The following is a 13,555-nucleotide window of genomic DNA, read 5'->3' on the forward strand; positions in this document are numbered from 1 at the left end:
CATCCGCGTCTGCGGCCGGCGCACCCTCACCCGAAACCCCACTGCAAAGGGGTATTTGGAGCTATCCGCTTCGGCCTAGCGCAGTTCGGTGACCCAGTGCACGGCAGCTTCGACGGTGCCGACCGTCCTGGCGCCCTCGGGTAGCGGCGGTCGCGCCACCATCACCACCGGAACCTTGAGTGCCGCGGCCGCATCCACCTTGGCGCGGGTCATCTCGCCACCGCTGTTCTTCGTCACCAGCACGTCGATGCGGTGTTCGTTGAGGATTCTCAGTTCGTCGTTGTAGCGGTACGGGCCGCGCGACAGCAGCAGTTGGTGGTGGCGCGGCATCGCGGTGTCGTCGGGCGGGGTGACCGCGCGGATCAGAAACCACGCGTCGCTGTCGGCGAAGGCCGCGACACCGGATCGTCCCGTCGTGAGGAATACTCGCGAATAGACCTGCTCAGCAACTTCTTTCGCTGCCGCGCCGTCCGATGCGACGACGGTGGCCGAGCCGGGATCCCACGCCGGGCGGGCCAGCACCAGATGCGGGACCCGCAACTCGGCGCATGCCTGCGCGGCGTGCGCGGTCATGGTGGCCGCGAACGGGTGGGTGGCGTCGACGACGGCATCGATGCGTTCGTCGTGCAGGTATCTGCGCAGTCCCGCCACGCCGCCGAACCCTCCGACGCGCACCGGGCCGACCGGCAGTGCGGGATCGGGCACCCGGCCAGCCAGTGAGCTGACGATATCCACCTGTGGGTGCAGGGCTTTCGCCAACGCCCGGCCCTCGGCGGTACCGCCGAGCAGCAATACCCGCATCAGTGGGCGCCCCTGCTGCGCCGTGCGACGGAATACAGATAACTGTCAGTGAAGCCTTCGGCGCCGAGCACGTCGCCGACGACGATGACGGCCGTCTTGGTGACGTTGGCCTGATGCATCTGCCCGGCGATGTCGGACAACGTCCCGCGCAGCACGATCTCTTGTGGCCAGCTCGCGAAAGCGACTACTGCCGTTGGGGTTTGGGCGGCATACCCGCCGGCGAGGAGTTGCGGGACGATGTTGTCGATCTGCGCTGCGGCCAGGTGCAGAACCAGGGTGCCGCCGGAGCGGGCGAGGGTGGTGAGGTCTTCGCCGGGCGGCATGGCGGTCGACAGCGTCGAAACCCTGGTCAACGTGACGGTCTGCGCGACGCCGGGAACGGTGAGTTCCCGCTTGAGCGCGGCCGCCGCGGCGGCGAAAGCGGTTACCCCCGGCACGATTTCATAGTCGATGCCCAGCGCGTCGAGTCGCCGGCACTGCTCGGCGAGTGCGCTGTAGAGCGACGGGTCGCCGGAGTGCAACCGCGCCACGTCATGGCCGGCGGCGTCGGCCTCGACAAACTCGGCGAGGATCTGGTCCAGCGTCAGGGGGCCGGTATCGACGATCTTGGCGTCCGGCGGGCATTGCGCGAGAAGGTCTTTGGGCATGATCGAGCCCGCGTACAGGCACACCGGGCATCGTTGCAGGAGCCGTTGACCGCGCACGGTGATCAGGTCGGCGGCACCCGGGCCGGCGCCGATGAAGTGGACCGTCACCGCTTAGTCACCGACCATTGCGTCACGGGGTATTGGGGCCGCCAGCCGGTGAAGCCGCCCAGCGGCTCACCCTGGTAGTGCTGGAACCGCCGAAGTTCCCCGCCGCGTCGCGAATACTCCTGCGCTAGAACGGCTTCGGACTCTACTGTGACCGCGTTCGCTACCAGGTGTCCGCCTGCGGGCAGGTGGTCCAGGCACACGTCGAGCAGGCCCGGTCGGGTCAGACCGCCGCCGACGAAGATCGCCGACGGGGGCGGCGCATCGGCGAACTCATCGGGCGCGGACCCGCGCACCTGCACGCTGACGCCGCTGGCAGCGGCGTTGAATCCGATGTTGAGCCGGCGCCCTTCGTCGAGTTCGAACGCCACCGCGGTGCAACCCGGCGCGCTGCGGCACCACTCGACGGCGATGCTGCCCGAGCCCGCGCCGACGTCCCACAACCGCTGGCCCGGCCGTGGGTTCAGGACGGCCAGCGTCACCGCCCGGATTCCGTGCTTGGTGATCTGCCCGTCGTGCGTGAAGTCGTCGTCGGGCAGCGATGCCATGCGGCTTTCCGGCAGGTAGCGGATCGCGATCACGTTGAGGTCATCGACGTCCTCGGTCACGGCGTGCGCCCACTCCCGGGCGGTGCCGTCGCGGCGTCTTTCGTTCGGTCCGCCGAGCAGTTCCAGGACGGTGAATTCCGACTCACCGCGACCGTAGGCGTCCAGCGCGGTTGCCAGCGCCTTCGGTGTGTTTCGGTTGCGTACCAGCACAATTGCCTGTCCGCCGCGGCGTATCGCGGTATGCGGGTCCGCGGTGACGAGGCTGATCACCTCGGTCTCGTGGACGTTCCAGCCCATCCTGGCGCAGGCCAGGGTTACCGACGATACGTGCGGCAGAACTCGGACCTTCTCCGCGCCGAACAGGCGGATCAGCGTGCCGCCGATGCCGTGCAGCAGCGGGTCACCGCTGGCGACGATGTGGACGTCGGGACCTTCTGAGGGGAGCGCTTCCAATGCCGGCAGCATCGGGGACGGCCACTCCCGTCGCGGTGCCGCGATGGTGTCGTCGATCAGGTCGAGCTGCCGTTTGGATCCGTAAATGATTGCAGCTCTCTGTAATTCGGATCTGGAAGTGGCGGACAGGCCCGGCGTTCCGTCGGCGCCGATACCGACCACGATGATCATCGCGGCATCCTGCGCCACACGGGCTGCGGCAGCAGTCGCAGCGTGAAGAACATCGGCCGCAGCGCCCACGGGATCCAGACACTGCGCCGGCCTCTGGCCAGCGCCCGCGCGGTCGCGGCGGCCACCTGTTCGGGGGTGCTCGACAGCGGCGCCGGCGTCATGCCCTCGGTCATCCGCCCGATGACGAATCCCGGCCGCGCGATCAACAACCGGACCCCGGTGCCGTGCAGTGCGTCGGCCAATCCGTTGGCGAAGCCGTCCAGGCCTGCCTTCGCCGAGCCGTAGACGTAGTTGGCGCGACGGACCCGCACCCCGGCCACCGAGGAGAACACCACAAGAGATCCTCGTTGGGCGGCGCGCATGGCCGCCGCCAGATGGGTGAGCAGGCTGACCTGGGCCACGTAGTCGGTATGCACGATGGCGACGGCATGCGCCGCGTCGTGCTCGGCGCGGCTCTGGTCGCCGAGGATTCCGAAGGCCAGCACCGCGGTGCCGATCGGGCCGTGTTCGGCGATCAGAGCGTCGACCAGCGGGCCGTGGGAGGCCACGTCGTCGGCGTCGAATTCTCGGGTGTGCACGGCATCGGCGCCGGCGGCGAGCAGCAGGGATTTCTCATGCTCGAGTCCGTCGGCATTGCGCGCCGCCAGCACCACGGTCGCTCCTGGCGCCAGGCGTCGCGCGAGTTCAATTCCGATCTCGCTGCGACCGCCGAAAATTACCAGCGGACCAACGCGGGTGTCGTCCACGGCTGTGATTATGGCCTGCGCTAGCGTGAAGGGCGATGGCCAAGACCACGACCCGTCTCACCGACGATGCGCTGGCGTTCCTTTCCGAACGCCATCTGGCCATGTTGACCACGCTGCGCACCGACAATTCGCCGCACGTGGTGGCAGTGGGATTCACCTTCGACCCCAAGACTCACATTGCCCGGGTGATCACCACCGGTGGATCCCAGAAGGCACTCAACGCCGAACGGGGTGGAGTGGCCGTCCTCAGCCAGGTCGATGGAGCCCGGTGGCTCTCACTGGAAGGCCGGGCCCTGGTGAACAAGGAGCTCGACGCCGTTCGTGACGCCGAGCTGCGTTACGCCCAGCGCTACCGGACGCCGCGAGCCAATCCTCGGCGCGTGGTGATCGAGGTCCAGATCGAACGGGTATTGGGCTCGTCGGATCTGCTGGACCGAGGTGATTAGCCTTAGCTCACGTCACGATCTCACGTGACGATCTCACGTGACGATGTAGTTCACCCAGGCACCACCGGCCGGTCCCGCAACGGTATGCAGACCGGAATTCTGCACCCCGGTGCGGGGCAACCCGAAAGTGAAGCCCGCCGCCGCGCAGGCCGCCGGAGCATTCGCGAACGTGACAGCGGCCGTCACATGCCAGTTGCCGGAGCCGTCCTGGCAGCCCGCGGGATGTGCGGCCCCGCACGGTGCCGCCACCCAACGGCTGTCCGTGCCCTGCAAGGTGCAGGTGCCCACGCTGACGCGCGGTTCGTCCGGCGCCCAGCTCCACAGAGTGCCCTGGATGCGTCCGTCTTCGGGTAGAAGCTGGTCGAAGCCGAACAGATTGACGCCGCAGTTCGTCATGGACTGTGCCTTCGGCGGTGTGAGGGCCGCCGGATTGGTGGGCGGTCGGCTCGGGTTGATCAGGGCCGAGATGAAGGTGGAGTCCTCGTAGTAGCGCACGATGTTCGAGGCGTAAACGGCCGGGCCGTAAGTGGCGTCGCACTTCGGAAAGGGCTGGTAGTCAAAAGTTGAGCCGCTCTGCACTTCCTGGCCTTCCCAGTTGAAGACCGTGGTCCCCCAGCTCGGCACGCAGTCGCCGACGAGCACGACCTGCGCGCCTGCGGTGCGCACGTCGTCGCGTGAAATGGTCCGCGGGAAGTTGGCACAACCATTCGCGGTAATGTCGGCCGGCGCTGGATGGTAGATGAGGCTGGTGCCGTTGGGGCGCCGCAGCTGTCGCTCCATGGTGTCCAGCGCCGACGCGTAAGCCGTCGCATCCTTCAACTGATCCTCGATGAGAATCAGGACTACCTCGTTCGGATTCGTGTTCAACCAATCCGTAATCGTCGGAAGCACTTTGGTGAAGACCGGTTCGGTGGTGCAACCAAGATTCGCTTGATCCGGCCCACGCCCGTGGCACACCGTGACAGCGCGATTGCCGAGCTGGCCTATCTGTGGGATGTAGTGCAGGTCGAGTTCGATGCTGCGGGCGTCGATGTCCAGCTGCTGCGGCATTGACAGTTGCTGGTTGGAGTCGGCGTGCGAAGGCGTGAACTGGCTGACCAGACTGTTGAAGGAGTTGTGGGTGCCGATCCACTGCGCATCCTTGAACGCGACCGGATTTCCGAGTGCGTACTGGAACTGCGCCGTGCGATGTACCCAGGACTGCAGGTAGGCAACGGTTGCCGCTTGGGTCACCTTCGAGGCGAGCGGAACCAGGCAGAGATTGTCGTTGACCCCGATACGCCGGCATTCCGCGGCGACCGCGTCGGCGAACTTCCCCGTTCCTACGCACGGAAATGCGAACGGGCTGATGGCATTACAGGGTGCCGTAGGAGAAGGAGGGGTCGGCACTCCGTTGACGTCGGCCGTGACTGGCGGCGCCGACGCCACCGCCAGCATGACCGCACAAATCGTGACGGCGGTTTGCAGCCACCGGGCGCATGGGGCGCTTGACATGCGCGAAAGATTGACACGGCTGGGTGGTTCGTACGAGAAATGTTGTCGAACTGTGGGTGTGTTGAAATCACTTCGTTAACATTTGTCACTGGGGTTTCTTCTGTCTCATCCGCCTCTCGCGCTCCGTTGGTCACTGGATGGGACGGCGGTTCCGTCTGCCCGCCTTTCCGCGACACCTGGTCGGTGAATTGCCGGTCACGTTGGGTCCGGTTAGCCTCGCCACCATCCGACGACCGGGAGAGGGCGATGATGTTCGTGGACGCAGCGCTGTTGCGCTCGGGCGCTAACGAAACTCAGCAGGCAAGCGGCCACGCACACCAAGCGGCAGAACACCTTTCGGGGGCGGTATTGCTGCCGCAGATGTTCGGTGACTTCTCCGCCGCCGAGTCGTTCCAGGAGGCGACGGGGTCGGTCCAGATCCATCACGCGCGACTTCTGTTGCGGCACAGAGAGATACTTGGCAATGTCGGCCGTGGCGCTGTGGCTGCCGCGGCGCAATTCACCGACATGGAAGTGAACAACGCGGCGAGCCTGCGGGCGGTGCGGTGCAACTCCGATACATAAGCGTCGCCCATTTAGTCGCCGCGGCCGGCGGCGACCCGTGGGCCATTAATGCGACCCTGCAGCGCGGTCGGCCGGCGCAGATCTCGGCACTTGCCAGGACTTTTCACGATGCAGGACAGCTGACCAGCGAGGCTGAGTCGGCCTTCAGCGAGGCGCGGCGCCGATTCGAAGCGGCGTGGAACCGAGAGAACGGCGATCATCCGATCAACGATGCGGCCGAAGTCCAGCGCGCGACGGGCTCACTTGGCGTGCAGGCTGCGCAGTTGCCTCAGGTCGCCGTCGCCCTGGAACGCGTTGCGGCGATTCTGGCGGAGGCGCAGCGAGCGGCCGCGGGCCAGATCCGGGTGCTGGAGGGTCAACTGGAGGCCGCCGAGCGTGAACTCGGCGAAGCTCATACTTTGTTGCATTCGCATCACCTGCCTATGTCACACGAGATGGCTCTCGAAGAGATCATCGGCGACCTCGAACACCGGGCCATTGATCAAACAGCTGCGGCCTTTCGCCAGATCGAGCACATCCGGGGGATGTATTCAGACCTGTTGCATCGATTGAAGACTCGGATGCGTACGCAAAGTGGATACGACGGCGCCGTTCCGGCGCTGGACGGCTCGGAAGCCGAGTCGCCGGAATCGCCGGAACAAGCCGAGAGGGACGTTCATGCGGCGCTTGCCGGTGATCAGTCGGCGGCGTCGCGGGTGAACGCCGTGTTGAATTCGGTTAGCGCTGAACAGCTAGCCGGCAAGCAACCGCTGACACCGGAGCAGGCAGCGGTGCTGAGTCAGCTGCAGGCGCAACAACATGGGATGTCGATCAATGAACTGTGGACTGCTACCCAAAGATTGGGTGACCAGCGGGAGATGATCGCCAATTCCTGGCAGCTGATGAGCAACCCTGCGCTGGTATTCCCTCGGACCAACCTCAAACCCGGTGCGGTGCAGGGGACGGAGGTGGTGCGGGGTGGTGAGGCGCAACTGCCGGAGTATTTGCAGGCCCTGAACTGGGCTTGGCCGACGTACCTCAACCAGCTCGACCTGCTCGCAAACATCGTGAAAGCGGGAAATCCGGCGTTGCAGACCAACACGGATCTGGACCGGAGAATGATTCGCCATGCTGCTGCGGTGATGAACCTACAGCCATGGCAGCTCGACCTTGCCGGCACCGATGATCACCGAGAGACGGACAGAATCATGGGCTCGGTCGTCGCAGATCTCTTCAAGGCAGTATCGCCCGATCATCCCGCGGTACACGACATGGTAGCCGGTTCGCAGGGGAAGGTATTCTTGGACAACATGTCTCGGCACTTCTGGTCGGACGGGGGAACGAGCGCCGCCTCGCTATTCGATTGGGTTGAAGGTGCCGCGCGTGGACCCGAGGCGAAACTCGCCGCCGAAACAGCCAGGTGCTACGGCTTGTATCTCGGTGAGCACGGTGCCGACCTGTTGCGTCTACCCGGAGGCCATTCGATGGGCGAGGTGAACCCGCATCTGATTCGGAGCATGGCACACGGGCTGGCGCCCTACCTGAGCAATATCGCCGGGCTTCCAGGTGGTTCGCCGGACTTCGGCGACTTTCATGATTCCCCGAATGAGGTGGAGAGCGGAAAGATGCCTTTCGCTAAACGCGTCTTCTCGGTGCTCAGTACGGACAAGGTGGCGTCGGACTACTTCAATGGAGCGGCCGACCGCCAGGCCCTACTTGCCGAAGCGGCATATGCCCGGGAATTCACAAGTCACGCAGCAGATCTCAACAGCTACAACGAAAACCTGCACAATGCCATGACTTTGCGCGGGTTAGTCAACTTCGGCATCGACAGCGCAACACGGGCCGAAGTGGACAACCATGCGGTGAGCCAAGAAGCGGCCCAGCAGGCCGCATACGACCATCGCAAGACCGCGTACGAAGCCGCCGCGAGGGCGATCACCGGCGCGGTGGGCCTGGTACCCGAGGGCGGGCCCATCATCGGAACCGGACTCGGGGTCCTTGCCATCGTTGCTGAAAAAGACTTCCTTGGGGAGGCCCCCACGGCGTCGTCCCCGAGCGACTACTCCATGCCGTACATGTCCATTGGTTCGGCCGACCGCGAACTACTGAATGCCGTGATCGCGTCCGGGCAACCGGTCGCCATCGACCCTAGTTTCTTGGTTGATGGCCGGATCGGCACGCCGGACGAGTTGGCCGGCGGAATCTCGAATTTGACGTCGGCCCACTACGACCACGTTCTGAACGAGGCTTTGACGGATCTGTTCGCGCAGAGTTTCGGCGATGCCCACGGCAGACCGTTCATACCCGACCAGGACATGATGAACCGCTACAACCAGTTCGCGAAGGATTCGAGTCCACCGGGCCGCTAGACCTCACGAAGGGTGAGTAACCAAAACACGCGAACGGCGATAGCATCCCCGAGTGCCGAACGCGTCACTGGTTGACCACCGCCCTGACGCAGGCCAGGCGTTTGGAAGGACTCGATGAGCGGAGACGACGACCAGCTGCGGATCATCCTCGGCCAGCTGTCGCAGCTGCTGGGGATCCCGCCGCCGCCGATGATCACTCCCGACCAGTTGGCGACCGGCGCCTCGAGCATCAGCCAACTGCTGCGTGCCCTTGGTGCAGCGGCCAATGCGGGCGACGCCGGCGACTACGGCGAAGCGTTGGCCGGGCACGACGAGCGCGAAGCCAAGACCTCCGATGCGCTGGCCAAGTTTCCGGCCAATGAGGAGCAGGCCGCCGCGCAGTTGGCCGGCGTTGGCGGCTCCGGCGAGATGAGCCAGATGCTGCAGCAGATGCCGCAGATGGCTTCCGGCATCGCCGGGGGAATTGCGGGCGTCCTCGGCGGTGTGCTGCAACCACTGAGTCAGATCCCCCAGCAACTCGCCCAAGCCGGCCAACAGGCCATGCAGGCTGGGATGGGCATGATGCAGCACGGAGCCGGCGCAGCTGAAGAGGCACCCGAAGAACTCGGCGGCGCCGATGGCGAAATCGGCGGCGGGGGTGGTGAATTCACCGGTGCCGGCGGCGGTGGTGGCAATGGCGGTGGGGGTGTCGAGGGGACCACGCCGACGGCAATGCTGGGTCCGCCGCCGACGCCATCCGCCGGTACCGTGCCTGCTTCGTCGCAAGCAACGACGTCGGCGCCTGCTGCCGCACCGGATCCGGCGCCTGCGCAGCGCGGGACGATGGGCGCGATGCCGATGGTGCCGCCGGGAGGCATGCAGGGGGCGGGTGGTGCGAGCGGTGAGACCAAGCCCGACACCAAGCGCATCGTGGGGCCGACAGTGAAGAACGGTGCGCCGGTGCAGGGACGCATCACTGTTCCGCCGCCGGCGCCGGCGGTGACCAAGCATGTTGACGGGAAGCCGGTCGCGACACGGCGGATTGCGCTGCCGGAGGTCAAGCGCGATGACGAGGGACGCTGATGGTCGGTGCAGCAAATATTTTTCACTGACGTTCTTTGACTTAAGCGCTGCTCATGCGACTGCGTCTCGATACGAGGCAAATCCTGACTGGCGAATTCCCGCAGGAACGATACGATCCACTCAGTGTCAGGGTGGGGTTGCCGCATGTAGCGGTGGTTGGATCCTGATCACCTGGTGTCTGGCTCGTACGATCCTTGCCGCCTTCGGGTTGGTGTGCATGCGTTTTGTCGGCATCGGGTGTGAAGGACCGGCCGGCGTGACTTGATAGGAGCGTGGCACCGCCCCCGACTGAGGTATGTCCGCCGACCGGCCCAACCGTCACCTCACAGTGAATGGAGGCAACCACCATGGTTGTTGTTGGAGCCGATGTACACAAGCGCACGCATACCTTCGTCGCGGTCAACGAGGCGGGCCGCAAGCTCGGCGAGAAGACTGTCATGGCGATCACCGCCGGGCATGCCGAGGCGGTGATGTGGGCCCGCGAACACTTCGGGGCCGACGTTGTCTGGGCGATCGAGGACTGCCGGCATCTCTCGGCGCGCCTGGAACGCGACCTGTTCGCGTTGGGTCAGAAGGTGGTGCGGGTGCCACCAAAGTTGATGGCCCAGACCCGCGCCTCGGCCCGCACCCGAGGCAAGTCCGACCCGATCGACGCACTGGCGGTGGCGCGGGGATTCCTGCGCGAATCGGATCTACCGGTGGCGTCCCATGACGAGGTGTCGCGTGAGTTGAAGCTGTTGGTGGATCGCCGCGAAGACCTTGTCGCACAACGGACTGCGACCATCAACCGGCTGCTGTGGAGGGTCCACGAGCTCGACCCCGCGCACGCCCCCAAGGCCCGCTCGTTGGACTTGGCCAAACACCGCGGCATTCTTCGGGATTGGCTGGACACTCAGAGCGGGATCGTGGCCGAGTTGGCCCGCGACGAGTTGGCCGACGTCACCCGGCTCACCGAGACGATCAACGCACTGGCCAAACGCATCGGTGAGCGTGTCCGCACGGTCGCCCCGGTGCTACTGGCCCTGCCGGGCTGTGGCGAGCTGACCGCGGCCAAACTCGTCGGCGAAACCGCCGGGGTGAGCAGGTTCAAGAGCGAAGCCGCCTTCGCCCGCCATGCCGGGGTAGCCCCGGTACCGGTGTGGTCGGGTAACACCCGCGGACAGGTCCGCATGACACGTTCGGGCAACCGCCAACTCAACGCCGCGCTGCACCGCATCGCGGTCACCCAGATCCGCCTCGACGGCCTCGGACGCACCTACTACCGACACCGCCTCGCTCAAGGCGACTCCACCCCCGAAGCCCTGCGCTGCCTCAAACGCCGCCTAGCCCGCGTCGTCTTCGGCCACCTGCACACCGACCACAACAACCGCCAAAAGCCTTGCCAAATGGCAGCGGCTTGACATAGGAGAAACGCGTGTCGAATGTGCCTCCTCCGCAACCTCCGCCCCCAGCGTGGGCAACGGCGGCGTCGCCTGCAGGCAGCCGCCCTTCGCGCGGGCTCGCGATTGTGTCGCTTGTGATTGCTTTTGTGGCTATCGGCATCGCGGTCGGTGCTTGGTTTCGGCCGTTGCCGAAGAATGAGCCTCCTCGGGCGCCGATTTACTCGAGTCAGGAGGTCGCGGACGCGAAGGCGAAGGTGTGCGCGGCTTACCAGCGGGTAAATCATGCGGTCCTGGCTAATACCGGGCGAAGCGGAAGTAACGATTCACCGACGCAGCTAGCGTTGGCCGCGAATGCTCGGATAGCTCTATTCGACAGCGGTGAATATTTATTGCGGGTGCTCGGGAAGGCCCCTGCCACACCCGCCGATGTAGCGGCGGCGACTACGGCACTCGCCGAGGCATACCAAGAGCTCGCACTCGACTACCTCGCCGAGGCGAACGATCAAAAGATCCAGAGTTCTCGCGACGCCATAGAGACATCTGGGTCCAAAGTCGACAAGCTGTGCCAATGACATTTCCGCCCGGGAAGTGGTCACAGATTCTTGTAGGTGATCAATGGCCGTCTGACCAGGATATTGCCGCTCTCTCACAGGCCAGATCCAACCGGGAAGCCATACGTGTGAGGTTCAACAACTTTGCGGACGCGCTGCACTCCGGAAGAACAACGCATCTGGCCGAGCAGCGGGGGTATACGGTCGAGGATCTTGGCGCTGCATTTGATGCTGGTGAAGCACAAGCTCGCGCAGTAGGCACTCAAAACGCAATTAAGCGCGGCGCATACGACTCCGCTTACGACAGCATGCTGAGCCTACAGGACGATCTCACTAATTTGGCCTGCGAGGGCAACCAGCGAATCGAAAGCGTCGAAAGATCCGAGCAGCCGCTTGAAACCAGAATCACGCTCATTCTAGATCTTATACATAACTACAGAGCTTTGGCCTACATTGCTGCAGCAAAATATGCCAGCAATGTATTGGATGCGATGCAAAGAATTCTCGACACTCAGGGGACAGGTCAGGTAGCCCGTCAATTTGCGCAGGCCCACGGTGCCGACATCGGCCAGATGTTCCGCCAAACCCAGGGTCAAGAGGATCTAAGAAATGACGTAACCGCGATGCTTGGGAAAGGATCGTCATCGCACGTCCTGGGGAGCGGCCAACTGCCGACGGCTAGCGCCCCGACGTCGGGCGGACCAACAATAGACGCACCAGAGCATGTCAACCCACACGCTCTGGGTGACGGCAGTCTCCCGACCACTTACCAGCCGCCAATTAGCGGGGGGCAAGTGGTGAGGCCATTGCCGATTGGGCACGAGGGACCGATACGGTCCGGACACACTCTTCAGGATCCGCCGGCAAGCCCATCTGCGGCGCTACCGCCAACCCCAGTCGCTGCTGCCACCAGAGCACCTGCAGCGCCGGTGAATCCGATTGGCTCGCCCATGGCTCCGATAATCGGCGGTCATAACGGTCCAACCGAACCACCGCTAGCCTCCCTACCCCACACCCCTACCATCACCCCCACCGAACTAGCCCAAAGCTTCAACAAAGGCTTTGAGTCGGGCGCCCCGTTCTCCGCGGCCGCGCACGCGGCGCCGCCGATCTCAGTCACATCGACCGAACCGCAGATTTCCCATGCCGCGCAGACGATCCCGTCCGCGGCCCCCAACCCACAGGTGCACGTTCCGGTAGTTGATTCTCCGCAACCCGTCCACCACGTAACGGCCGTAGAGACGCCTGCAACCACCCCAATAGTCGCTGCGGCACAACCTATTTCGCCTCCGGTTACGCCGCAGGCCGTCGGCCCCTTGCCGACCTACGGCTCCGATCTGCGGCCTCCCGTCGCGACAACAATCACCCCGACGCCACCGCAAAGCACACCCCTACCCCCTTCTGCCACGCCATCTTCCGCGCCGGTGACGCCCTCGTCAGGACACTCTGCCGCCAACCAGCCAGCACTCGTGCGCCAGACGGCCTCTTCCACTCCCCCGCCAACACCGCCAACGCAAGGAACCCAGGCAGTCGCCGCCACTGCAACAGGAGCCGCGATCGGAACCGCCTCAGCCGATGCCACCGCGCGGAAACGATTGCAGCGCTTGGTCAACACCGTCGCCCGCCAACAACCTCGCCTTGCCTGGGCTGCCGGCGACCGCGCCGACAACACGACCCTGCTGGTGACCGATCTGGCCAGCGGCTGGATCCCGCCCGGCATCGACCTACCGTCCGCCGTGACCTTGCTACCGCCTGCGCGGCGCCGCGGCAAGGTGGAGGTCCTACTCGGCGACGTCACCGTCACCGCAAGCTACACCCCCACACACCATCTGGCCGACGACGGCGAACAGACTTCGACATCACCGCGACCCCGGTCCGTCCCAGACGTCAGCGACCTCGGCTGGGAGCTCAGCCAAGCAACCCAGTGGCGCGACGGTCTACCTCGGCTGGCACACACCCTCGCCAAAGCAGCCTCCGCCGGCACCGGCGTACTGGACTCCGAGATCGACCTCCTGCACGAGCATCTCGCAGAGACCAGCAAGCGCGTCCTGGACGATTATCCCAACCACATCGACACCCACGACGTGGGCAACTGGCAGCTGCTCGCCGCACTCGATGCTCTGGTTGTTGGCGACAAGGCGACCGCCAACTACCACCTCGCATGGTTTCTGGCAGCAAAGGCCGGCTAGTGATCTAGTGATATCGCATGCGATATCACGTTTCAGACGGGGTTG

General features: G+C 64.9%; 12 protein-coding genes. 7 read left to right on the top strand and 5 right to left on the bottom strand.

Annotated features, from left to right (window positions below):
• Positions 1 to 75 precede the first annotated feature (75 nt).
• The 4 genes from C0J29_RS17430 to dprE2 are packed head-to-tail and all read right to left on the bottom strand — an operon-like array spanning position 76 to position 3,471.
• On the bottom strand, positions 76 to 801 hold the full coding sequence (locus C0J29_RS17430; RefSeq protein ID WP_371872406.1) for a cobalt-precorrin-6A reductase: 726 nt from the start codon (positions 799 to 801) through the stop codon (positions 76 to 78).
• Positions 801 to 1,556 carry a precorrin-4 C(11)-methyltransferase gene (gene cobM, locus C0J29_RS17435; RefSeq protein WP_120793081.1) on the bottom strand — a complete coding sequence of 252 codons (756 nt, stop codon included), beginning with the start codon at positions 1,554 to 1,556 and terminating at the stop codon, positions 801 to 803. Before cobM ends, C0J29_RS17430 begins: the two co-directional genes overlap by 1 nt.
• A complete protein-coding gene (gene cbiE / locus C0J29_RS17440) occupies positions 1,553 to 2,725 on the bottom strand; it encodes a precorrin-6y C5,15-methyltransferase (decarboxylating) subunit CbiE (RefSeq protein ID WP_120794793.1) in 1,173 nt (390 codons plus the stop codon). The genes cobM and cbiE overlap by 4 nt, the downstream gene beginning before the upstream one ends.
• Positions 2,722 to 3,471 carry a decaprenylphospho-beta-D-erythro-pentofuranosid-2-ulose 2-reductase gene (dprE2, locus tag C0J29_RS17445; protein WP_120793082.1) on the bottom strand — a complete coding sequence of 250 codons (750 nt, stop codon included), beginning with the start codon at positions 3,469 to 3,471 and terminating at the stop codon, positions 2,722 to 2,724. Before dprE2 ends, cbiE begins: the two co-directional genes overlap by 4 nt.
• 35 nt (positions 3,472 to 3,506) lie before the next feature.
• Between dprE2 and C0J29_RS17450 the strand changes: the two genes are divergently transcribed.
• Positions 3,507 to 3,917, top strand: coding sequence for a F420-dependent biliverdin reductase (locus C0J29_RS17450; RefSeq protein WP_065049231.1), 411 nt, complete (start codon positions 3,507 to 3,509; stop codon positions 3,915 to 3,917).
• Positions 3,918 to 3,950: 33 nt separating this feature from the next.
• Here the strand turns inward: C0J29_RS17450 and C0J29_RS17455 are convergent, their stop codons facing one another.
• On the bottom strand, positions 3,951 to 5,411 hold the full coding sequence (locus tag C0J29_RS17455) for a phosphoinositide-specific phospholipase C-related protein (RefSeq protein WP_120793083.1): 1,461 nt from the start codon (positions 5,409 to 5,411) through the stop codon (positions 3,951 to 3,953).
• Positions 5,412 to 5,657: 246 nt separating this feature from the next.
• On the opposite strand from C0J29_RS17455, the gene C0J29_RS17460 reads away from it, so the two are divergent.
• The 6 genes from C0J29_RS17460 to C0J29_RS34970 all read left to right on the top strand — a co-directional run bounded on the left by C0J29_RS17460 (position 5,658) and on the right by C0J29_RS34970 (position 13,510).
• Complete coding sequence (locus tag C0J29_RS17460) at positions 5,658 to 5,975, top strand: DUF2563 family protein (RefSeq protein WP_242460460.1); 318 nt, start codon at positions 5,658 to 5,660, stop codon at positions 5,973 to 5,975.
• Complete coding sequence (locus C0J29_RS17465; protein WP_120793084.1) at positions 5,957 to 8,326, top strand: putative alpha/beta hydrolase; 2,370 nt, start codon at positions 5,957 to 5,959, stop codon at positions 8,324 to 8,326. Before C0J29_RS17460 ends, C0J29_RS17465 begins: the two co-directional genes overlap by 19 nt.
• Before the next feature lie 114 nt (positions 8,327 to 8,440).
• The gene (locus C0J29_RS17470) at positions 8,441 to 9,388 is read left to right on the top strand and encodes a hypothetical protein (protein ID WP_242460461.1); all 948 of its coding nucleotides are present in this window, start codon (positions 8,441 to 8,443) and stop codon (positions 9,386 to 9,388) included.
• 332 nt (positions 9,389 to 9,720) lie between these two features.
• The gene (locus C0J29_RS17475; RefSeq protein WP_197519083.1) at positions 9,721 to 10,788 is read left to right on the top strand and encodes an IS110 family RNA-guided transposase; all 1,068 of its coding nucleotides are present in this window, start codon (positions 9,721 to 9,723) and stop codon (positions 10,786 to 10,788) included.
• 116 nt (positions 10,789 to 10,904) lie between these two features.
• Positions 10,905 to 11,342, top strand: a complete 438-nt coding sequence (locus C0J29_RS32870; RefSeq protein ID WP_162951500.1) for a hypothetical protein — start codon at positions 10,905 to 10,907, stop codon at positions 11,340 to 11,342.
• A 1,583-nt stretch (positions 11,343 to 12,925) separates the two neighbouring features.
• The gene (locus C0J29_RS34970; RefSeq protein WP_162951501.1) at positions 12,926 to 13,510 is read left to right on the top strand and encodes a DUF5631 domain-containing protein; all 585 of its coding nucleotides are present in this window, start codon (positions 12,926 to 12,928) and stop codon (positions 13,508 to 13,510) included.
• Positions 13,511 to 13,555: the final 45 nt, after the last annotated feature.

The sequence above is a fragment of the Mycobacterium paragordonae genome, from assembly GCF_003614435.1.
GTDB lineage: Bacteria > Actinomycetota > Actinomycetes > Mycobacteriales > Mycobacteriaceae > Mycobacterium > Mycobacterium paragordonae.